The 19,710-nt window shown below is 63.6% G+C and carries 22 protein-coding genes; 6 read left to right on the top strand and 16 right to left on the bottom strand.

What is annotated here, in order from left to right; all coding sequences use genetic code 11:
- Window positions 1-9: 9 nt before the first annotated feature.
- On the top strand, window positions 10-915 hold the full coding sequence (locus tag ACB031_RS17155; RefSeq protein WP_005308387.1) for a 1,4-dihydroxy-2-naphthoate polyprenyltransferase: 906 nt from the start codon (window positions 10-12) through the stop codon (window positions 913-915).
- Window positions 916-1,014: 99 nt separating this feature from the next.
- Window positions 1,015-1,230: a DUF6500 family protein gene (locus ACB031_RS17150; protein ID WP_010635255.1), complete on the top strand. Its 216-nt coding sequence runs from the start codon at window positions 1,015-1,017 to the stop codon at window positions 1,228-1,230.
- Between the two features lie 73 nt (window positions 1,231-1,303).
- On the opposite strand, the gene ACB031_RS17145 is transcribed toward ACB031_RS17150, so the two are convergent.
- Complete coding sequence (locus ACB031_RS17145) at window positions 1,304-2,701, bottom strand: PepSY domain-containing protein (RefSeq protein ID WP_054543997.1); 1,398 nt, start codon at window positions 2,699-2,701, stop codon at window positions 1,304-1,306.
- A 273-nt stretch (window positions 2,702-2,974) separates the two neighbouring features.
- Between ACB031_RS17145 and ACB031_RS17140 the strand changes: the two genes are divergently transcribed.
- Window positions 2,975-3,370, top strand: coding sequence for a hypothetical protein (locus tag ACB031_RS17140; protein ID WP_017765203.1), 396 nt, complete (start codon window positions 2,975-2,977; stop codon window positions 3,368-3,370).
- A 171-nt stretch (window positions 3,371-3,541) separates the two neighbouring features.
- Here the strand turns inward: ACB031_RS17140 and ACB031_RS17135 are convergent, their stop codons facing one another.
- The 3 genes from ACB031_RS17135 to dbpA form a co-directional block, all read right to left on the bottom strand.
- Complete coding sequence (locus ACB031_RS17135; protein WP_156141315.1) at window positions 3,542-3,679, bottom strand: hypothetical protein; 138 nt, start codon at window positions 3,677-3,679, stop codon at window positions 3,542-3,544.
- On the bottom strand, window positions 3,676-3,957 hold the full coding sequence (locus ACB031_RS17130; RefSeq protein ID WP_042051496.1) for a YkgJ family cysteine cluster protein: 282 nt from the start codon (window positions 3,955-3,957) through the stop codon (window positions 3,676-3,678). Before ACB031_RS17130 ends, ACB031_RS17135 begins: the two co-directional genes overlap by 4 nt.
- 72 nt (window positions 3,958-4,029) lie before the next feature.
- On the bottom strand, window positions 4,030-5,406 hold the full coding sequence (gene dbpA / locus ACB031_RS17125; RefSeq protein WP_065018368.1) for an ATP-dependent RNA helicase DbpA: 1,377 nt from the start codon (window positions 5,404-5,406) through the stop codon (window positions 4,030-4,032).
- 565 nt (window positions 5,407-5,971) lie between these two features.
- Between dbpA and ACB031_RS17120 the strand changes: the two genes are divergently transcribed.
- On the top strand, window positions 5,972-7,177 hold the full coding sequence (locus ACB031_RS17120) for a NupC/NupG family nucleoside CNT transporter (RefSeq protein ID WP_005308404.1): 1,206 nt from the start codon (window positions 5,972-5,974) through the stop codon (window positions 7,175-7,177).
- Window positions 7,178-7,246: 69 nt separating this feature from the next.
- On the opposite strand, the gene ACB031_RS17115 is transcribed toward ACB031_RS17120, so the two are convergent.
- The 4 genes from ACB031_RS17115 to ACB031_RS17100 all read right to left on the bottom strand — a co-directional run bounded on the left by ACB031_RS17115 (window position 7,247) and on the right by ACB031_RS17100 (window position 9,286).
- Complete coding sequence (locus ACB031_RS17115; protein ID WP_139752167.1) at window positions 7,247-7,747, bottom strand: metal-dependent hydrolase; 501 nt, start codon at window positions 7,745-7,747, stop codon at window positions 7,247-7,249.
- A 91-nt stretch (window positions 7,748-7,838) separates the two neighbouring features.
- Complete coding sequence (locus tag ACB031_RS17110) at window positions 7,839-8,396, bottom strand: cytochrome b/b6 domain-containing protein (RefSeq protein ID WP_371139947.1); 558 nt, start codon at window positions 8,394-8,396, stop codon at window positions 7,839-7,841.
- Between the two features lie 48 nt (window positions 8,397-8,444).
- Complete coding sequence (locus ACB031_RS17105) at window positions 8,445-8,714, bottom strand: PepSY domain-containing protein (protein WP_005308413.1); 270 nt, start codon at window positions 8,712-8,714, stop codon at window positions 8,445-8,447.
- Window positions 8,715-8,833: 119 nt separating this feature from the next.
- Window positions 8,834-9,286 (bottom strand): YaiI/YqxD family protein, encoded by a 453-nt coding sequence (locus ACB031_RS17100; protein ID WP_005308419.1) that lies wholly within the window; start codon window positions 9,284-9,286, stop codon window positions 8,834-8,836.
- A 105-nt stretch (window positions 9,287-9,391) separates the two neighbouring features.
- Here ACB031_RS17100 and zntB point away from each other — a divergent pair, with 105 nt between their 5' ends.
- Window positions 9,392-10,384, top strand: coding sequence for a zinc transporter ZntB (gene zntB, locus ACB031_RS17095; RefSeq protein ID WP_017785820.1), 993 nt, complete (start codon window positions 9,392-9,394; stop codon window positions 10,382-10,384).
- Between the two features lie 9 nt (window positions 10,385-10,393).
- Window positions 10,394-10,912 carry a mechanosensitive ion channel domain-containing protein gene (locus ACB031_RS17090; protein WP_010635249.1) on the top strand — a complete coding sequence of 173 codons (519 nt, stop codon included), beginning with the start codon at window positions 10,394-10,396 and terminating at the stop codon, window positions 10,910-10,912.
- A gap of 42 nt (window positions 10,913-10,954) precedes the next feature.
- Here the strand turns inward: ACB031_RS17090 and ACB031_RS17085 are convergent, their stop codons facing one another.
- From ACB031_RS17085 to ACB031_RS17050, 8 genes are all read right to left on the bottom strand, one after another.
- Window positions 10,955-11,203: a hypothetical protein gene (locus tag ACB031_RS17085; RefSeq protein WP_005308429.1), complete on the bottom strand. Its 249-nt coding sequence runs from the start codon at window positions 11,201-11,203 to the stop codon at window positions 10,955-10,957.
- Between the two features lie 63 nt (window positions 11,204-11,266).
- Window positions 11,267-11,860 (bottom strand): DNA-J related domain-containing protein, encoded by a 594-nt coding sequence (locus ACB031_RS17080; RefSeq protein WP_139752165.1) that lies wholly within the window; start codon window positions 11,858-11,860, stop codon window positions 11,267-11,269.
- The gene (locus ACB031_RS17075; RefSeq protein WP_162512986.1) at window positions 11,857-13,644 is read right to left on the bottom strand and encodes a sodium:proton antiporter; all 1,788 of its coding nucleotides are present in this window, start codon (window positions 13,642-13,644) and stop codon (window positions 11,857-11,859) included. Before ACB031_RS17075 ends, ACB031_RS17080 begins: the two co-directional genes overlap by 4 nt.
- A 168-nt stretch (window positions 13,645-13,812) precedes the next feature.
- Complete coding sequence (locus tag ACB031_RS17070; protein ID WP_005308438.1) at window positions 13,813-14,334, bottom strand: MltR family transcriptional regulator; 522 nt, start codon at window positions 14,332-14,334, stop codon at window positions 13,813-13,815.
- Between the two features lie 113 nt (window positions 14,335-14,447).
- The gene (locus tag ACB031_RS17065) at window positions 14,448-15,596 is read right to left on the bottom strand and encodes a mannitol-1-phosphate 5-dehydrogenase (protein ID WP_371139946.1); all 1,149 of its coding nucleotides are present in this window, start codon (window positions 15,594-15,596) and stop codon (window positions 14,448-14,450) included.
- A 37-nt stretch (window positions 15,597-15,633) separates the two neighbouring features.
- Window positions 15,634-17,556 carry a PTS mannitol transporter subunit IICBA gene (locus tag ACB031_RS17060; RefSeq protein WP_371139945.1) on the bottom strand — a complete coding sequence of 641 codons (1,923 nt, stop codon included), beginning with the start codon at window positions 17,554-17,556 and terminating at the stop codon, window positions 15,634-15,636.
- Between the two features lie 454 nt (window positions 17,557-18,010).
- Window positions 18,011-19,057 carry a DUF418 domain-containing protein gene (locus ACB031_RS17055; protein WP_371139944.1) on the bottom strand — a complete coding sequence of 349 codons (1,047 nt, stop codon included), beginning with the start codon at window positions 19,055-19,057 and terminating at the stop codon, window positions 18,011-18,013.
- A 21-nt stretch (window positions 19,058-19,078) separates the two neighbouring features.
- Complete coding sequence (locus tag ACB031_RS17050; protein WP_371139943.1) at window positions 19,079-19,672, bottom strand: TetR/AcrR family transcriptional regulator; 594 nt, start codon at window positions 19,670-19,672, stop codon at window positions 19,079-19,081.
- Window positions 19,673-19,710: the final 38 nt, after the last annotated feature.

The raw sequence follows: 19,710 nt of genomic DNA, 5'->3' as shown, positions 1-19,710 counted from the left end.
CATCACAATATGACAAATACCTTATCTATTTGGTTGCTGGCGGCGCGTTTGCGAACGTTGCCGCTGGCGTGCTCCTCCATTTTGCTGGGATCCGGGCTGGCGGCCAGCCGCGGCGCCTTCGACGGCACCATCATGGCGCTCTCCCTGCTGACCGCCATTCTGCTGCAGATCCTCTCCAATCTGGCCAACGATTATGGGGATGCAGTATCCGGGGCGGACAATGGCGAGCGGATCGGCCCCCAGCGCGCCGTGGTCTCCGGCCTCATCACCCGCAAGCAGATGTGCGTGGCCATGGCGCTGACCGCGCTGGCCGCCGTGGTCAGCGGCCTCGCCCTGCTGGGCTGCGCCTTCGGCGATCAGTGGCTGCAGATCCTCACCTTCGTGTTGCTGGGCGGTGCCGCCATCGTGGCCGCCGTTACCTACACGGTGGGCAAGACCCCCTACGGCTATCGCGGCTTCGGCGACATCTCGGTGTTCCTCTTCTTCGGTCTGCTGGGGGTACTCGGCTCCTACTACCTGTTCACCAAGACCCTGCAGTGGGATCTGCTGCTGCCGGCCACCGCCTGCGGCCTGCTGGCCACCGCGGTGCTCAACATCAACAATGTGCGCGACATCGAGACCGACGCCGCCAGCGGCAAGATCACCCTGGCGGTGCGGCTCGGCCGCAACCGGGCCATCGCCTATCACTGGGTGCTGCTGGGAGCGGCGCTGCTGGCGACCATCGCCTTCATCCTGACCCAGCCTGCCAGCTTCTGGCCCTGGATCTTCCTGCCCGCCATGAAGCCGCTCACCGATGCCGCCAGAACCCTGCGCCAGAGCTTCGATGGCGAGGTGCTGACCGGTTCGCTCAAGAAGACCGCCATCAGCGCCTTCCTCTACAGCCTGCTGCTCTCCATCGGGCTGGCGCTATCCTGACGACCTTGTCTGGCAATGAAGAAAGGCTCCCGCAGGGGAGCCTTTTTGCTGGTTGGGGTATGCTGTCCGGCCATTCACTCATCGGCCAGGAGGGCCGCCATGCGCGACTCGCTCAAGCAGAAAATCATCCAGGTGTGCCAGCAGAAGATTGCCCAGAAGGGGGAGACGGTCGGCGTCTCCTTCTATGCGTTTTTTGCCAACCGCAATGACGACCCCGAGCTGCTGATGGAGGCGGCGACCTGGTGGATCCAGACCCAGCGCCTCGATCACTTCGAGAAGGCGAGGAAGATCCTCCAGCTGGTGGAGCAGGAGTAAAGACGGGTTGAAAACCAGCGGGCTCCCATTCGGGAGCCCGCTGGTTGGTGCATGAGGTAACGCAGGCCTGCAACTAGCTGGCCCGTGCCAGCCTGGGCGCCCGACGGCGGGCGAAGAGCAGGCTGTCCAGCAGCCAGATCACCAGCATGGAGCCGCCCACCAGCGGGAAGCAGATGCCGAGCAGGATCAGCAGGGAAAGGGCACCGCGCATGGGGGGCAGGGTGGCCGGCAGCGGCGGGGCGGCGAGGCGGCCCTGCGGACGACGGCTCCACCAGATCCAGAGCCCGCTCACCGAGCTCAGCAACACAAGCAGGCAGATGAGCAGCATGGCGAGCTGATGCGGCCAGCCGTAGAGTTTGCCCATGTGCAGCATGACGCCGGTTTCCACAGTCTTGGCGACCGGACCGTAGTCCTGCCAGCGCACGTCCGCCAGCACCTTGCCGCTGTATTGATCGATGTGCAGGGTGGCGTCGTTGCGCGGATCATCGGCAGAGATGGCGATGGTGTAGACACCGCTCGCCCCGGCCGGCGGCGTGATGCTGTAGCCCGGCGTGACCCGGCGTGCGGCGGCGATCTCCACCACCTGCTGCAGCGGGATGCGGTGCTCCGCCATCACCATGCCGTCGTGCTCACCACCGTGTCCCATGGCGCTGTGGTCGTGGGCCTTGGGCTCGGTCGAGCTGGGGATGGGGGTGTTCTCCACCGCCCAAGGCACGGTCTGCTGGTGGGCATGGTTGAGGCTGCGGGCCAGGGGTGCCGACTTGGGCACCTCGTTCCACATGGCGGCCGGGAAGCGGTTCCAGACGGCGGCAAACTGATCGCCCCAGAAACCGGTCCAGGTCATGCCGCTCAAGAGCAGCAGCAGCAGGAAACCGGCGCCCCAGAAGCCGACCACGGCGTGCAGGTCGCGCCACCAGAGCCGGCCACACTGGCTCCAGCGCGGCCACAGGATGCCGCCAACCCCTGGTCCCTTGCGTGGCCACCAGAGATAGAGCCCGCTGATGAGCAGCACGATTCCCCAGCCGGCGGCCAGCTCGATCAGCCTATCTCCGGTGGTGCCGAGCAGCAGATCGGCGTGCAGGGCGCGCGCCACCGCCTGCAGATTCCACTTGTTGTCCATGGTGCCGAGCAGGGCGCCGCTGGCGGGATCGAGGAACAGGGTCAGCTCGCTGCCCCCCTGGCGGACGATGAACTGGGCGCTGGCCTCCGGGCCTGTGGGGGGCAGGTATTTGCTCAGGCTGGCGTCCGGCATGGCCGCCATCGCCTTTACCAGCAGCTGGTCGGCGCTGAGCGGTTGGCTGACGGAGGCGACCTTCATCAGCTCGGGATACATGAGGTTGTCGAGCTGGGGCTTGAACAGATAGACGATCCCGGTCAGCGAGAGCAGGATCAGGAAGGGGGCGACGAAGAGACCCGCATAGAAGTGCCAGCGCCAGATGCGCTGATAGTGGTTCGCGTCCCGATTTTTCATCTCTGTTCCTTGCGCCGTGAATTAACGTTTCAGTTGGTGGAATGTTGGTGGCGGCGCGGATGATAACAGCAACGTTTTATTAACTGCAACAGAACATGAGGGCTGGCCGTGGAGGTAGCCGAGTGCACGCAGAACCGGTTTGCCGCCGGTCAGAAGGTGGCGCAAACCCCTCTGGGCGAACCTGTCAAAATGGACTTTTGGCAGAGAGATCATTACCTTGTTGCAACATAAGAGAGTGCTTGCACGGCGAAGAATCCAGGGAAGGAGGCAGACGTGAAGTTGCGACCCCACGGCCATTTCGAGATGCAGCGACAGGGCCAGGTGCTGATCTGCCGGCCGAGCGGCCCCTTCAATCTGGCGGGGGCCATGGCCTATGAGGCGCAGTTCAGCCAGCAGATCGCCAGCCTGAGTGCCGGGCCCTGGGGCATAGTCGAGGTGGCGACCGAATTCGAGGCGGCAGGGCCCGAGGTGCTTGCCCGTTTTCGCCGTCAGTTCGAGTGGTGCGCCAACAACGGCTGCGCCTTTCTGGCGGTGGTGCTGGCGGGCAGTTTCAAGCAGTATCTGGCGGATCAGGTGTTCAGCGGCTTGCCGTTTCAGGGGATCCGTTACTTCGAGCAGACCGACGAGGCGCTGCACTGGCTGGAGCAGCAACTGGCCGGGCTAGTCTGACCGCACATCATCGCGGTGAGTGCGATCGAGGGGCGGCTCAATCTAGCTTGATAAACCACTTGTCCCGCTCGTCGATACAGTCCGGCTCACCCATCTCGAACTCACGACAGATCAGGGGGCGCACCTCATGGATGCGGCACATCATCGCGGTGAGTGCGATCGAGGGGCGGCTCAATCGAGCTTGATAAACCACTTGTCCCGTTCGTCGATACAGTCCGGCTCACCCATCTCGAATTCCCGGCAGATCAGGGGGCGCACCTCATGGATGCGGCACATCATCGCGGTGAGTGCGATCGAGGGGCGGCTCACTCGAGCTTGATAAACCACTTGTCCCGTTCGTCGATACAGTCCGGTTCACCCATCTCGAACTCACGACAGATCAGGGGGCGTACCTCGTAGATGCGGCACATCATGGTGTTGCGATCGAGCGCCGCACACCAGCCATCTTCCAGCCGGTGCATTACCGGCACCTCGCCTTCCCGCTCTTCCACATAGCGATCCGGCACGCCGGTATCGGTAAACAGCATCACCTCGAGGCGGCAGCAGCAGGCCTCGCAGTTCTGGCAGCTCACATCTGGGGTCGTCATGGCACCTGCCTTGTTCTCATGGGCACGGATAAATATGAAACAGGCGCCGCTGGGGCGCCTGTGGTCTGAACCTTAGCCCAGTTTGCGGGCACGGTAGCTGCGCCCCTTGATCTTGCCTTCCTGCAGTCGCTTGAGCGCAGCCTTGGCCACGCCCTGCTTGACCGCCACGTAGGAGTACTGCTCGGCGATCTGGATCTTGCCCACATCGCTGCCGGCAATGCCGCCTTCGCCGGTCAGGGCGCCCAGGATGTCACCGGCGCGCACCTTGCTCTTGCGGCCCGCATCGATGGAGAGGGTCACCATCTGCGGGGCTATGGGTTTGATGGCGCGGCCGATGGCATCGAGATCCCCCAGCGGCAGCGGGGCCTGCTGGTACTCCTCGATGATGTTGACGCGCTGGGCCTCGTTCGGCTGATAGAGGCTCAGGGCCAGGCCCTGCTGGCCGGCGCGGCCGGTACGACCGATGCGGTGCACGTGCACCTCGGGGTCATAGGTGAGCTCGTAGTTGATGACGGCGCCCAGCTCCTTGATATCCAGCCCGCGGGCCGCCACGTCGGTGGCCACCAGTATGGTGGCGCTGCCGTTGGCGAAGCGCACCAGCACCTGATCCCGCTCGCGCTGCTCCAGATCGCCGTTCAGCGCCAACGCCGAAAAGCCCTTGGCGGCCAGATGATCGGCCACGTCGTTGCAGGCGCGCTTGGTGTTGCAGAACACCACGCAGGAGCCCGGCTGATAGTGGCTGAGCAGCCAGCCGAGGGCCTCGAGGCGCTGACCGGCCGGCACTTCATACAGCTTCTGCTCGATGGCGCTCTCCTCGTGCAGGGACTCCACGCTCACCTCCACCGGGTTGCGCTGCACGCCACGGCTCATCTGGGCGATCCCCTCCGGATAGGTGGCGGAGAAGAGCAGGGTCTGGCGGTCGCGCGGGGCGTGGCTGATAACCCGGTTGATGTCTTCGCCAAAGCCCATGTCCAGCATGCGATCCGCTTCGTCCAGCACCAGCGTCTTGAGGCTGTCGAGCGCCAGGGTGCCCTGCTCCAGGTGCTTGAGGATCCGGCCCGGGGTGCCGACGGCGATGTGGGCACCGAAGCTCAGGGTGGCCGATTGCGGTGCGGTCGGGGTGCCGCCGCACAGGGTCACCAGCTTGACGTTGGGCAGGGTGCGGGCGAGACGACGGATCTCGGTGGCAACCTGATCCGCCAGCTCGCGAGTCGGGCAGAGCACCAGCGCCTGTACCTCGAGCCGGTTGACGTCGAGGCGGGAGAGCAGGCCGAGGCCGAAGGCCGCAGTCTTGCCGCTGCCGGTTTTTGCCTTGGCGATCAAGTCTTTGCCGTCGAGTACCAGGGGCAGGCTCTGGGCCTGGATCGGGGTCATCTGCAGATAACCCAGGCTGGCGAGGTTCTCGAGCAGGGCGGGGGAGAGGTTCAGGCTGCTAAATTCGTTGTTCACAAAAGGACTCTATATGGGAGAAAACGGGCTGCGCCGGGCGCAAGGGCGCGCATTGTACCAGAATCCGCCGTTGGATGTGCTGCAAATTTGAGCGGCTGCTTCTGTTCGTGACTGTCAGCCCGGCGGCAAGGGGTCGGCTCACCGACAGCCCCCTGGCAATCCGGAGCAGTAGTTCGCGGTCGCGGAAATATGTATTTGGCTCCGCCTACATTCATCGCAAATAAGATAAACGTTTTTCACCCTGCCTTGATTAAATAAACTTGTCGTAAATTTGTTCTGACCACTTCTGCGTGGCCTTGCGAGTATTAAGTGAATGTAATTAAGCTGTGAAAACAGGAGTATTACAAATACCTGATTTACTTTTAAGTGATTGTTTGTATTGAGTTTTGTTGTTTATTGAACAATGATTGGATGCTCGTATGAGTGTTTAATTAATTTAAAAACGTTTGTATTATCCAACATGCATATTTTTACCGCAGATTGTGATGGCTATCTGAATTTTTAAATATGCAAATGTCTATGATGGCGCCGGTCAAAAATTACAATTCACTCAGGTGCTACAGGTATGGAATACGTTCACTTTGTGCTCGGACTCGTCATGGTCCTCGCTCTGGCGTTGCTGGCAAACCGCCGCAACTGGAAACTGATCAAGCCGCGCTATATCGGCCAACTGCTGGTGGTCGAACTGGCGCTGGCCTGGTTCATGCTGAACTCCGAAGTGGGTCTGGCGGTAGTGGGTGGCTTTGCCGCCGGCTTCACCAAGCTGATGGAGTTTGCCAAGCAGGGGACCGACTTCGTGTTCGGCGGCCTAGTCAATGAAGGGGCCTTCTCCTTCTTCCTGATGGTGCTGATGCCCATCGTCTTCATCTCTGTGCTGATCGGTATCCTGCAGTACATCCGTCTGCTGCCGCTGGTGATCCGCGGCATCGGTACCGTGCTGGCCAAGATCAACGGCATGGGCAAGCTGGAATCCTTCAACGCCATCAGCTCCATGATCGTCGGCCAGTCCGAGAACTTCATCGCGCTCAAGAACATACTGCCGCACCTGAACGAGAAGCAGATGTACACCCTGGCCGCCACCGCCATGTCCACCGTCTCCATGTCCATTGTCGGTGCCTACATGCAGCTGATCGAGCCGCGCTACGTGGTGGCCGCCCTGGTGCTCAACATGTTCAGCACCTTCGTCGTGCTGTCGCTGATCAACCCCTACGAGCCGGACAATACCGTGACCGACGCCAAGGCGCTGTCAGAGGGTGACGAGCACCACACCCCGAAGAAAGAGAACTTCTTCGAGATGCTGGGCGAGTACATCATGGCCGGTTTCACCGTGGCGGTGATCGTGGGTGCCATGCTGGTGGGCTTCATCGCCCTGATCGCCCTCATCAACTACCTGTTCGAGATGGCGTTCGGCGTCAACTTCCAGCACGTCATGGGCTACATCTTCTACCCCATCGCCTGGATCCTGGGCATCCCGGGCAGTGAAGCGCTGCAGGCCGGTTCCATCATGGCGACCAAGCTGGTGACCAACGAGTTCGTGGCCATGATGGATCTGGGCAAGATCGCGGCCCAGCTCTCTCCGCGTACCGTCGGCATCCTCTCCATCTTCATGGTGTCGTTCGCCAACTTCAGCTCCATCGGCATCATCGCCGGTGCGGTGAAGGCGCTGAACGAAGAGAAGGGCAACATGGTCTCCCGCTTCGGTCTGAAGCTGGTGTACGGCTCCACCCTAGTGAGCCTGCTCTCCGCCGTGATCGCCGGTGTGATGCTGTAAGTCATCCACCCGCTCTCACCACTACAAACCCCTGCCTCGGCAGGGGTTTGTTTTTTGGCGGCCGACCACCTAGCCGGGCCAGTGGGCCCAGTAACCGGCGGCCAGCAGGGTGAGGGTGCAAAAGCCGGTCTCGAGGGCGCCGCCACTTCTGAGCGGCCAGCCCGGCAGCCGGTAGCGGCGCTTGCTGGGCCAGAAGAGCGGGATGCCGGCCGGGGTGAGCCAGTCCCCCAGCAGGTGGCTGAGGTAGCCGATGATGAGGGCATCCTTGACCCCGGCCGGCAGAGTATCGGGCGGCAACTGCTGGTTGAGCCCCCAGATGGCGACCGCCACCGCCAGCAGGCTGTGGGTGAAGCCGCGATGACCAAACAGGCGAGAGAGGGGTTTCGAGATCCAGGGCAGCCGCTGCCCCAATACCGACTTGGGGTGGTCGAGGTCGGGCAGCAGGGCGCTGGCCAGGGCGGCGGGTACGGTCTGCCACAGGCTGGCGTCGGCCAGGGCCGGCGTCAGCTGGAGTTTGTGGGCGATCAGGGTGCAGGTAACGGAAAACAGCAGGTGCCCTTGGGCGGTCATGATGGCTACGACATGGGAAAATGGCGGCGCATCTTACCAGTGTCGCGGGCCATTACAGCAAAAAACCGGGGCCCGGCGGGCGACCCGGTCATTAAATGCGCGGATCTTCCACCTTGGTGTCGGCGGGCACCCGTTTTTTACCCAGCACCATGGCGCGCACTAGGTCGCTGCGGGTGAGGCGATCGGTCAGGATCACCACGGCCGCATGGACACCGACGGCGGCCATCAGGGTGTTGGCGAGGATGCCGTGCAGCTCCTCCAGCCAGTCCTCGCCCCAGAAGGCATCCCAGGTGGTGAGCCAGCCGGTGACCACGGTGCCGACCAGCGACAGCAGCAGCAGCCAGATCATCAGGGCGCCGACCGGGTTGTGGCCGAGGTAGTAGGGGTGATGCCCGCTGGCCAGCTGGCGCAGGTAGTAGCGCACCCGGGCCGGGGTCGGCCACCACTGGCCGAAGCGGGCGTAATGAGGGCCGATCAGTCCCCACAGCAGGCGGATGATGAGCAGGATGCCCACCGCGTAGCCGGCGTACTTGTGGAGCTTGCTCCCCTCTTCCAGGATGAAGAAGTTGAGCAGGCAGAGGGTGACGGTAGCCCAGTGAAACACCCGGATGAGGGGATCCCAGACTTTCACTTCAGAGGTAGGGGTCATGGCAAGGCTCCAAGGCTGGGGCCGGCGCATTGCCGGCCCAACGCGGCGTTATTCGTCGATCTCTTCTTTCACTTTCTTCAGATCGGTCGGGTCGAAGTAGATCTCGACCTTGCGCTTCTCCTTGTCCCAACCGTAAATCTCGTAGCAGTTGGTCTCGGTGACCTTGAACTTCTTGATGTCATAGCCCATCGCCTTGATCTGCTGCTGGGCGTCGGCTTCGCTCATCCACTTGCTCTTGTCGGCCTGGGTACATTGGGGATCGGCCAGGGCTGCGCCGCTCAACAGAGGGATCAGTAACAACAGGGGGGTCAGTTTCATTGCTTGCTCCTTGCGGGTGGTTGGGTCAACAGCCACAAGGTTAGTTCAGCTCCCTTAAGAAAGAATTAAGCGCAGAAGGGGATGAACGGGTCTCCCCGACAGGGCGCCGGGGAGCGGGCTCAGCTCAGCTTGCCCCTGACTAGCCACTTGTCCAGCGCGTTGGCGAAGCGCTGCTTGTCGGCCGCGTTGAGGGGGGCCGGGCCACCGGTCTGGACCCCGGCCGAGCGCAGCTCTTCCATGAAGTTGCGCATGCCGAGCCGCGCCTTGATGGTCTCGCGGGTGTAGATCTCGCCGCGGGGATTGAGCGCCTCGCCGCCGGCATCGATCACCAGGGCGGCGAGGGGGATGTCGCCGGTGATCACCAGATCGCCGGGTTTGACCTGCTGGGCGATGACATGATCTGCCACATCGAAGCCCTTCTCCACCTGCTGGGTCTTGATGAAGGGGGAGGGGGGCACCCGCAGCCCCTGATTGGCCACCAGGGTCGTCACCACCTGGGCGCGGTGGGCGGCACGGTAGAGGATCTCCTTGACCGGAATGGGGCAGGCATCGGCATCAACCCAGATGGGCATGGCAGGGCTTCCTGTGTCTGAAAAGAGTGGCGCATCTTAGCACGGCCGGGGGCGGCCGGCTGCCCCGGGGCTGAGTTGGGTCCGGCTTTGGTGTAAGCTGGGCCGATGAACATGAGCGAGAAGGACGAGCAGATGGATCGGGTGCCCAGTGACGTGATTTATGGCCTGACCCTGGATGGCAGGGGGGGCATGCAGCCGCTGGCGGCGGGCAGCGAGATACCGGCAGCGCAGCCGGGCTGGCTGCATCTGGACTATGGCAACCCGGAGGCGGCGCGCTGGCTGTTGCAGACCCCACTGCTGGGTGACGCGGCGCGCGAATCCCTGCTCGGCCAGAGCAATCGCCCCAAGCTGGTGCGGATGGGGGAGACTGTGCTGCTGATCCTGCGCGGCATCAACCACAACAAGGATCACAGGCCCGAAGAGATGGTGGCGCTGCGGATCTTCATCACGCCGGACCTCATCATCAGCAGTCGGCGGCGGCCGCTGTTGTCGGAAAAAGATGTCTTCGAGCAGCTGAAGCTGGGGGGCGGTGCGGACACCCCGGCCGACTGGCTGGTGGAGATCTGCGACGCCCTGACCGATCGGGCCGGAGAGTTCGTCGAGGAGCTGCACGATCAGATCCTGGATCTGGAAGAGCAGGTGCTGATGCGCGACCTGCCCGCCAACGGTAGGCTGGCGCTGATCCGCAAGCAGCTCATCATGATCCGCCGCTACCTCTCGCCGCAGCGGGATCTGGTGGCGCGCCTCGCCAACGAGAAGATCAGCTGGCTGGACGAGGACGACCGGCGGCGCCTGCTCGACATCGCCGATCGGCTGCGGCGCTGGCTCGACGATCTGGATGCCGGGGTGGCGCGCACCGCCGTGCTGGCGGACGAGATCAACAACCTGATGGCGGAGGCGACCAACCGCCGCGCCTACCAGATGTCGGTGATGGCGCTGCTGTTTCTGCCCGCCAGCTTCCTGACCGGCCTGTTCGGCATCAACCTGGGAGGCATCCCCGGAGCCGAGAGCCCGACCGCCTTCTGGATCTTCTGCGGATCCCTGGTGGCGCTGGCCGCCGGGCTGGCGGTCTGGCTCAAACACAGACGCTGGTGGTAAGGAGCCGACATGACCACATGGGAATCTTTTGGCGTGACCCTGCTGCTGTTGCTGGGCCACACCCTTATTCGCGGCCTCATTCACAAGAGCCTGATGGCCCTCGGCCAGAGCCGGCAGGTGAGCGAGAACCGGGTGCTCTACGTGGAGCACGTGTTCCACTTCCTGCTCGGTTGCGCCACCCTGCTGATCCTGGCCGGGGTGTGGGGGCTCGACTTCTCGCGGCTGGTGGTGCTGGCCTCCTCCTTCTTCGCGGTGCTGGGGGTCGCCATGGTGGCGCAGTGGTCGATCCTCTCCAACATCACCGCCAGCATCACCATCTTCTTCGCCTTCCCCTACCGGATTGGCGATCGGATCCGGATCCTCGACAAGGATGATTCCGTCACCGGCGTCATCACCGAGATCGGTCTCTTCTACGTGCGGGTGCGCGATGACAACGGCGATCTGGTCACCTATCCCGCCAACCTGATCCTGCAAAAGCCGGTCAGACGGCTGGAGGGCAAGGGGTCTGACCCCCTGCAACCGGAATGAGAAAAGGCTCCCGTGGGAGCCTTTTTTGCGCCTGCCAGCTTCTCAGCGTTCGAAGAAGCGGTAGAGGTGCTCGATCTGGATCGGGCAGTCCGCCACCAGATGCACATGCTGGCGGGCCTCTTCGACCGAGCCGAAGCTGAGGGGGCAACCCAGGGTGTCGGTCATCTCGTACAGTTTGCCGTCCTGTCCCCTGAACTCCACGATCCAGCCGGGCAGGATGGCATCCTGCAGGATCTCGGCTTCCTTGAAGGCTTGTTGCTGGTAGAGCAGACGAAGTTCATTGACTGTCATGACATCCTCCCGTGACGCTTGATGCCACTTCAAGTCTAGTGGTTGCGGCCGCAATCAGGCGGCTCATTTGGCCGTCTTGAGGTGTTCCCAGGCCCAGCGCAGGCGGATGAAGGTGTCGGCGTCGCCCCCCCGATCCGGATGGTGTTGCAGTGCCAGCTCACGCCAGCGGCGGCGAATGGCGTCAGGCCCCGCCCCGGCCGGCAGGGCGAACAGGGTCAGCGCCTCGGCCCTGTGTTCATCCCGTGCGTAGGCCCGCCAGAAGCTGCCGAGCAGGGCCTCCACCTCCTCCCGGTCGGTCTGCCAGAACACCTGCCAGTCGAGGTAGTAACTGCGCAGCGCCTCGCCCTGGGCGAGGGCGCTTCCCGCGTTGCGAGGGGCGAGCGGTTCGAGCCGGATATCCAGGGTGCTGATCAGCAGCCACCACCCTTCGCCATGGAGCTCGGCCTGCAGCTGATAGAGGGCGTTCATGATGAGAAAATTGAGCCGAAACAGCTGCTGCTGCTCGTCCCCCGGCAGAGGCGGGATGAGCTCCTGGCGGCGCAGCTCGGCCAGCAGCTCGTGCACCTTGTAGCTGCCGCTGGCCTGCCTGAGCAGTGCCAGCAGCGGGGCGAGCAGCGGGTTGGCGGTCGGCTCGGCGGTAGATTCGGCAGAGTTCACTGGCCGGCCCCCTCTTTGGGGGGCTGCAGGGCGATCAGCAGCTCCCCGGCCAGCGGCTCGACGGGGCCGGTGACGATGCGGGTCCGCCCCTTGCCATCCAGCACGAACAGCGGGATGGCGCCCGGGTTGGCCTCCTGATACTGGGCCCAGTCGAACGCCTCGCTCAGGCGGGTCGCCTTGATCTGGCCGCCCCGGCTCAGCAGGCCGCTCAGCCTAGCGTAGTTGATGTCTGGGCCAAACAGGTTCTGACGGGCGCGGAAGGTGGCGCTCTCCCGGTTGGCTTTGCCGTGCTGCTCGCTGGAGCGCAACGAGTAGACCTTCTCCTCGCCGTAGAGGTGGGCGAAGTGCAGCACGCCGAGGGCGTTGTTGTGGCGGTTGGGGGAGAGCGCCAGCACGGTACTGATGCTGGTGAGCGGCAGGTGCAGCTCGGCGTGTTCGGATTGCGGGTTGCCGAAGTAGCAGGGCAGGTTGCTCATCCGCGCCTGTCGGCAGAACTCCCAGGCCGGATCGCAGAGCTGGACCGGTACCCCCTGATCCGCCAGTGCCCGGCCGATGGCCCGCGCCACCGAGTTGGCCCCGATGATGAGCCAGGTGTTGGGGGCGCTCTGGCGCATCTTGAGCAACCCGGCCAGCGGCGCCGAGGTGAGGCTCTGCAGCACCACGGTAGAGATGATCACCGCAAACACCAGCGGCACCAGCTTGTCCGCATCGGCAATGCCGGCCTCATGCAGGCTGATGGCGAAGGAGGCGCTGACCGCCGCCGCCACTATGCCGCGCGGCGCGATCCAGCCGAGCAGGGCGCGGGCCCGCCAGGAGAGATCGGATCCCCAGGTGGAGACCAGGATGCAGAGCGGACGCGCCACGAACTGCACCACGCACAACAACGCCAGCACCATGGGGCCGAGCTGCCAGAGCTGGGCCAGATCGAGGCGGGCCGCCAGCAGGATGAACAGGGAGGAGATGAGGATGACGGCGAGATCCTCTTTGAAGGCCAGCACCTCCTCCAGATCCAGCCCCTCCTGATTGGCGAGCCAGATGCCGAACACGGTGACTGCCAGCAGGCCGGATTCGTGGCTGAGCCAGTTGGAGAGACTGAAGGTGACCAGCACCAGCGCCAGCACGCCGAACTTGTGCAGGCTGACCGGCAGCCAGTCCTTGCGGATCAGCAGGGTGGTGAGCCAGCCGGCACCGACCCCGATGAGCGAGCCTACTCCCACCGTCTTGGCCAGCGCCAGCAGGGTGTGGCCGACCAGATCCCCCTGGCTGCCGAGGCGCACCGCCTCGAACACCAGCACCGCAAACAGGGCGCCGATGGGATCGATGACGATCCCCTCCCAGCGCAGGATGCGGTCCACCTCCTGGGTCGGGCGGATCACGTTGAGCATGGGGGCGACCACGGTGGGGCCGGTCACCACCAGCACGGCGCCGAGTACCATGGCGACCCGCCAGTCCAGCCCCAGCAGGAAGTAACCGGCGCTGCCGATGACGGCGAAGCTCACCAGCATGCCGGTGGAGCAGAGGTTGCGCACCACCTTGCCGATCCCCTTGAGCTCGGCAAGGTGCAGGGTGAGCGCCCCCTCGAACAGGATGATGGCGACCGACAGGGAGACCAGCGGGAACAACAGGTCGCCGAGCAGGGCATCGGGGTCGAGCAGGCCGCCGACCGGTCCCAACAACAGGCCGGTGAGCAGCAGAAACAGGATGGCGGGTACCCGCAGTGACCAGGCGAGCCACTGGGCCAGCACTGAGACCAGGGCGATCCCGGCCAGGGAGAGAGCGATCATGCAGACCTCGGTTGGGGCAATGGACCTGGAGGAAGTGTAGTGGGGAAGATGGTCAGATTGACACCAGCCGGCGGCGGGAGCAAGGGGGGACGCGGGTCGCGCGACAGCGGGCGTCACGGTTGCTGGGAAGGCGAGGCAGGGGGCCGCAGGCTACGGCCACCAGCCGGATTAGATGGGGCTCTCTTTGTGGAGCTCGGTGACGCAGTCGGCCACCGCCAGCACCAGCGCCGAGCGCACCACCTGATCGAGCCGGTTCAGCTGCATCTGGTAGAAGGGCCAGTCCTCCTCGTTGGCGGGGGCCTCCTGCGGCATCATGCCGCCCTGGCTGACGCCGTGCAGACGCGCCAGCAGATCGCGGATCGGCTTGTCGCTGAAGCGGTAATCCTTGGGGTCGCGCACCAGAAAGTCGCGGATCTTCAGGTAAGCCTCGAGATCCTGATAGCGCTCTAGGGAGATGAGGCCGAGGGCGAAGATGAGCTTGAGGCGCACCTCCAGCTGGCCGAGGGGGCCGCTCTGGTTGAGCAGGGGTTCGATGGCGTATTTGACGGCATACTCCTCCTGACGGAACGCGCGTCGCATCAGGGAGTCGACCGCCTCTTCCAGGATGGTCACGACCTCGAGAAAGAAGCCGCGGGGGCCATCCTGCTCGTTCAGTCGTTCCAGTACTTCATCTTCCTGGTGTGTGGTCATAAGTGCATTGGGTCCAGCTGACTGGGAGAGAGTGGGCCTCTCTCCCGGTTTTTATCGTATGAGGCGCTTTGGTGACCGGCCTGCGCGGGCCGGCACGGTGACACCTCATCAGGTCACTTCAAATTGCCATAACGGGTGACGATGGCGCTGACGATGTCGCTGTCGGCGGCCAGGCCGGTGATGCGCGCCAGGGCCTGGGCCGGGCCCAGCTCCGCCAGCAGCTGTTGCAGTTCCACCGCCTGCGGGTCATCGGCATTGCGATAGTGCAGCGCCGCGGCGATCCCCTCCTGCAACTGATCGCTCGGCAGGCCGTACTCCAGGGTGCCCAGCAGCGGCTTTACCAGTCGATCTCCCGCCGCCAGCTTGCGCAGCGGCTGACGACCGACCCGGTCAATCTCGTCCACCAGATAGGGGTTGGCGAAGCGGGCCAGGATCTTCTCGATATAGGCGGCGTGCAGGCGCGGGTCGAAGCCGTAGCGTTTTACCAGTACGGCACCGCTCTCCTCCATGGCGCGGCGCACCTTGCTGCGGATCACCGGATCTTCGATCGCCTCGCGCACTGTGCGGTAGCCCCGCAGTTTGCCGAGGTAGGCGGTGACGATGTGGCCGGTGTTGAGGGTGAACAGCTTGCGCTCGACGAAGGCCATCAGGTTGTCGGTTGGCTCCATGCCCGCCACCTGTGGCAACTCCCCCTTGAACTGGGTCTGATCGACGATCCACTCGCTGAAGCTCTCGACCGTCACTTCCAGCGGGTCATCGTTGGCAGCCGCAGCGGGCGGCACGATGCGATCCACCGCCGAGTCGACGAAGCCGATACAGGATTCGAGCGTGGCATGATACGCGACCGGCAGGTACTTGAGTACCTCGCGCTTGAGGTGGCTGGTGCCGCGCACCATGTTTTCACAGGCGATGACGTTCAGCGGAGTCAGGTTGCCGGCATCGAAGCGGGCTTGCAGCCCCTTGGCCAGGGTACTGGCAATCTTGTCCAGAATGTTGGGGCCCACTGCCGTGGTGACCAGATCGGCGGTGATGATACGGGCGATCACCTCGTGACCGGCGGAGCTCACCGCCGCCACGTTGCGCACCACATCCAGCTTCTGATCCGCACCCACCACGTGGACCTTATACTCCTGGCGGTGGTTGAGCTGATCGATCAGAGTGTCGTTGACGTCGGCGAAGGTGACCTGATGGCTGGCATCCGCCAGCACTTTGCCGATAAAGCCGCGACCGATGTTACCAGCACCAAAATGCAATGTTTTCATGATATTAACCTCTTGAACCAAAGACGATGAAAGATGATTACGCAGCCTGTTCGGCACCCAGCAGATCCAGGAAGGCCTGGGGATCCGTGGTGCTGGCCAGTCGGTCGATGAGACCGGGTTCATCCAGTGCATTGGTCAGGCGGGTTATTACCTGCATGTGTTCGTCGTTGCGGGCGGCGATGCCGATCACCAGCCGCGCTACTTCATCGGCGGCTTCGCCAAAGGCGACCCCGGCCGGGTACTGGCAGATGACGATGCCGGTACGCTTCACAAACTCCTTGGCGGCGATGGTGCCGTGGGGCACGGCGATGGATTCGCCGAGGTAGGTGGAGACCAGCTGTTCGCGCTCCAGCATGGCGTTGACGTAGTCGGGGGCCACGTAGCCGCGCTCCGCCAGCAGTCGGCCTGCGGTCAGGATGGCGGCCTCCTTGCTGTCGGCTTTCAGTCCCAGATGCACGTCATGACGGCTCAGGGTAAAGACTTCGGCCGCTTGCGGCTCGTAGCTGTCATCGTTGGCGGCCACCAGCAGTTGCGGGTTGGCGACATCATCGTTGGCGGCCTGAGTCAGGCTCTGTACCAGCTCCTGATAGAGGCCGTTGTCGAGGAAGTTGGTCAGGGAAATATGGTGAGCGTTCGGCGCATGGCGACGGGCCCGTTCGGTCAAATCCTTGTGGGTAATGACCCAATCCACCTGATCGTCGAGCTGATCGATGGCGCGGTTGGTGACGCTGATATCGAGCCCGGCGGCCTGCACCCGTTTGCGCAGCATGCCTGCGCCCATGGCGCTGGAGCCCATGCCCGCATCGCAGGCGACCACGATATTGCGTACCGCCATCAGTTCGCCGCCCGGCTTCTTGGCCGCTGCGGTTTCGGGTTTGCCGCCCTTCATGGCTTTCATCTTGCGAGTGGCTTCACCGAGGGCATCGGCCTCGTCAGCTTCCGGCTGCTGGGCGCGGACGAACACGGCGGCGACCAGGAAGGAGACCAGAGTCGCGCTGATGATGGAGAGGGCGACCCCGATCAGGGAGGCTTTCGGCGTCATCAACAACACGGCGAAGATGGAGCCCGGTGAGGCGGGTGAGACCAGACCTGCATTGAACAGGGTCAGGGTAAAGACCCCAGTCATGCCACCGGCGATCACCGCCAGAATGAGGCGCGGGTTCATCAGCACGTACGGGAAGTAGATCTCGTGGATGCCGCCGAAGAAGTGAATGATGGAGGCGCCAGCCGCGGACTGCTTGGCGGCACCACGGCCGAACACCATGTAGGCCAGCAGCACACCCATGCCCGGGCCCGGGTTCGCTTCAATCAGGAAGAAGATGGAGCTACCGTGCTCGGTCGCCTGCTGGATCCCCAGCGGCGAGAAGATGCCGTGGTTGATGGCGTTGTTGAGGAACAGGATCTTGGCCGGTTCGACGAAGATGGAGGTGAGCGGCAGCATGTGGTTTTCCACCAAGAAGCCGACGCCACCGGCCAGCAGGCCGGAGAGCACCTTGACGAAGGGGCCAATCACGAAGAAGGCGAGGATCGCCAGCAGCATGCCGATAAGGCCGGCGGAGAAGTTGTTGACCAGCATCTCGAAGCCGCTCTTGACGCGACCGTCCATCGCCTTGTCGAAGCGCTTGATGGCCCAGCCACCGAGCGGGCCGACCATCATGGCGCCCATGAACATGGGAATGTCGGTCCCCACGATGACGCCCATGGTGGTGATGGCACCGACCACGCCGCCGCGCTCACCGCCCATCAGCTTGCCGCCGGTATAGCCAATCAGCAGTGGCAGCAGGTAGGTGATCATGGGGCCGACCAGCTTGGCCAAGGTTTCGCTCGGCAGCCAGCCGGTGGGGATGAAGAGGGCGGTAATGAACCCCCAGGCGATGAAGGCGCCTATGTTGGGCATGACCATATTGGACAGGAAGCGTCCAAAATTCTGTATCTTGACTTTGGTATCCGGTGATAACATGTCGGGACCCCGTTTTAAGCCTGTTTGATTAAAAGTGGTAGTCGGGCTGGCCGGTTTTGCCGAACCGCCATCCCTGTCGTCTAAGCAACTTCAATCTACCAGCTTGTGATCAAATTAGGCTGAAAACGGGGTGTCTTGTGACGCAGCTCTCAAATACCTCGACCTCCCCCCTACCTTCATAGTGATGTTGATCACATTCACTCTCTGTATTTCGGCTACATTTCGATCTTTGCTGCCGCCACTATCGTTTTTGTGTGACGTAAGTCACTTTTTGTTGTTTGCGCAAACCAGGTGTCAATGTGATCCATTTCTCATTTCCATTATTTGTATTCAATTGGAGCAATTCACCCGACCTGAAAACTGAGGGTGTTGACGATGAATTACTTGAATCCACATTCAAATAATCAATGAATCAATTATTTTGTAACCCACTTTCAGTTTTTCATGCTCTCCTTCAGCCGCAGAGCCGACGCATCAGCCACTCCAGCGGGCCTCTTTCGAAGCGCAGACTCCAGAGATTGGCAAACAGCAGCGCCGCCAGGGCGAAGAGGCCGGCGGCCAGCACCACTTCGGGCAGATCCTGCCCCTGCAGCCAGCCGATGGCCTCCAGCATCCCCATGCCGAGCATGATGTGGGCCAGATAGAGGGTCAGGGTCTGCCGGCCGACCGGCAGCCACACTCGCCACCAGCGGGCCTCGGGCAGGGTACGGCTCAGCCAGAGGCAGAGGGCGATCAGGGTGCTGGCCGCGCCCATGCCGAACAGCAGGTAGAGCGGCGCCGGGGGAATGGGCTGAGTTGCCAGCAGCGGCGCCAGCTCTGGGTTCGGCAAGAGGGGCGACAACCAGAGCGACAGCCCCCTGGCCAACACCATGGCGCTCACCCCGCCGGCCAGCAGCCAGCGCTGGGTGAGCGAATTGGCCAGAGACTGGCGGCTCAGCCAGAGGCCGTAGAGCAGAAAGCCCAGCCAGGGCACCACAGGGTGCCAACCGTTGAACAGCAGATTGCGGATGAAGCCGGCCAGGGTCCAGAACTCGGGATAGCTGAAGCTGTGCCACTGCCAGCCCCGATCGTAATCGAGCAGGAACAGCAGGCCGACGAAGCTTGCCGCCAGCAGCGGGATCAGGGCCAGCAGCCAGGGGGAGGGAAGCCGGAGACAGCAGGCCCCCAGCAGAAAGTAGACGGCGTAGTAGTGGATGATGTCGGCCGGAAACACCAGGTAGTTGAGCAGCCCCACGATCAGCAGAAACAGGGCCCGCCTGGCGGTGTGGGTCATGGCCGCCGACCACGCCAGCTTGCGGGTCGACAGCCCCAGCCCGATGCCGGCCAGCACCACGAAGCTGGCGGCGGAGCGCCCCTCCAGTGCATCCAGCAGGGGCTTGAGCCAGTCCGGCCCGCCCGCCAACACCCCCATGGCGATGCGAAAATTCACCAGCACCATGCCGAGCAGGGCCATGGCGCGGGCCAGATCCAGTCCTTCCAGTCGATTGTGCGGGGTCGTCATAGTGGTGACTCCTTGGGGTGATCAGCAGGCCGGGCCCAGCAGTTGTTCCAGTAGGGACGGCAACCTTTGTTCCACCGGTGCCTGCTCTGGATGCAGGGCCAGGGCGTGGCGCAGGGCCTGCCCCTCCAGCGCGTCCAGCAGCAGCTGGGCCGTGAGATCCGGCTGCAGGTGGACGGCCAGCTCTCCCGCCTGCTGGCCACGGCGCACCGTCGCCGCCAGGGCATCGCACAGCTGGCGCTGGTTGCTGGCGAAGGTGGCTGCCATCTCGGGGTGGCGGGCCAGCTCGGCCAGGATCTCGGTGCCGAGCAGCAGGTTCTCCGGGGTCAGCGACCAGGCGAGGTAGCCGGCGGCGAAGCGGGCCAGCGCCGCCTGGGCCGGCCCCTGAACCAGCTCATCCAGCAGGGGTTGCAGCTCGGCCGCCTCCAGCGAGGCGATGTGGGCGATCAGCTCCTCCTTGCGGGCGAAGTGGTTGTAGAGGTTGCCGAGGCTCACCCCGGCGGCGGCGGCGATGTCGCGCATGCCGGTCTGGTGGAAGCCTCGCTCGATAAAGCAGCCGAGCGCCGCCTGGATGATCTGCTCGCGCCGCTGCTCCAGCCGCAGGTTGTTGGTGGTCATGGGGATGCCTCTTGCCTGAAAACTTACCATGAGCGAAC

The organism is Aeromonas sp. S8(2024), from assembly GCF_041403085.1.
GTDB classification, from domain to species: Bacteria; Pseudomonadota; Gammaproteobacteria; order Enterobacterales; family Aeromonadaceae; genus Aeromonas; species Aeromonas dhakensis.
This window is presented reverse-complemented; position numbering and strand designations above follow the sequence as displayed.

Coding starts and splice junctions, on each gene's coding strand:
- ACB031_RS17155 (WP_005308387.1), top strand. CDS start 10: ATGACAAATACCTTATCTATTTGGTTGCTGGCGGCGCGTTTGCGAACG.
- ACB031_RS17150 (WP_010635255.1), top strand. CDS start 1,015: ATGCGCGACTCGCTCAAGCAGAAAATCATCCAGGTGTGCCAGCAGAAG.
- ACB031_RS17145 (WP_054543997.1), bottom strand. CDS start 2,701: ATGAAAAATCGGGACGCGAACCACTATCAGCGCATCTGGCGCTGGCAC.
- ACB031_RS17130 (WP_042051496.1), bottom strand. CDS start 3,957: ATGACGACCCCAGATGTGAGCTGCCAGAACTGCGAGGCCTGCTGCTGC.
- ACB031_RS17120 (WP_005308404.1), top strand. CDS start 5,972: ATGGAATACGTTCACTTTGTGCTCGGACTCGTCATGGTCCTCGCTCTG.
- ACB031_RS17115 (WP_139752167.1), bottom strand. CDS start 7,747: ATGACCGCCCAAGGGCACCTGCTGTTTTCCGTTACCTGCACCCTGATC.
- ACB031_RS17110 (WP_371139947.1), bottom strand. CDS start 8,396: ATGACCCCTACCTCTGAAGTGAAAGTCTGGGATCCCCTCATCCGGGTG.
- ACB031_RS17105 (WP_005308413.1), bottom strand. CDS start 8,714: ATGAAACTGACCCCCCTGTTGTTACTGATCCCTCTGTTGAGCGGCGCA.
- ACB031_RS17100 (WP_005308419.1), bottom strand. CDS start 9,286: ATGCCCATCTGGGTTGATGCCGATGCCTGCCCCATTCCGGTCAAGGAG.
- zntB (WP_017785820.1), top strand. CDS start 9,392: ATGAACATGAGCGAGAAGGACGAGCAGATGGATCGGGTGCCCAGTGAC.
- ACB031_RS17090 (WP_010635249.1), top strand. CDS start 10,394: ATGACCACATGGGAATCTTTTGGCGTGACCCTGCTGCTGTTGCTGGGC.
- ACB031_RS17085 (WP_005308429.1), bottom strand. CDS start 11,203: ATGACAGTCAATGAACTTCGTCTGCTCTACCAGCAACAAGCCTTCAAG.
- ACB031_RS17075 (WP_162512986.1), bottom strand. CDS start 13,644: ATGATCGCTCTCTCCCTGGCCGGGATCGCCCTGGTCTCAGTGCTGGCC.
- ACB031_RS17070 (WP_005308438.1), bottom strand. CDS start 14,334: ATGACCACACACCAGGAAGATGAAGTACTGGAACGACTGAACGAGCAG.
- ACB031_RS17065 (WP_371139946.1), bottom strand. CDS start 15,596: ATGAAAACATTGCATTTTGGTGCTGGTAACATCGGTCGCGGCTTTATC.
- ACB031_RS17060 (WP_371139945.1), bottom strand. CDS start 17,556: ATGTTATCACCGGATACCAAAGTCAAGATACAGAATTTTGGACGCTTC.
- ACB031_RS17055 (WP_371139944.1), bottom strand. CDS start 19,057: ATGACGACCCCGCACAATCGACTGGAAGGACTGGATCTGGCCCGCGCC.
- ACB031_RS17050 (WP_371139943.1), bottom strand. CDS start 19,672: ATGACCACCAACAACCTGCGGCTGGAGCAGCGGCGCGAGCAGATCATC.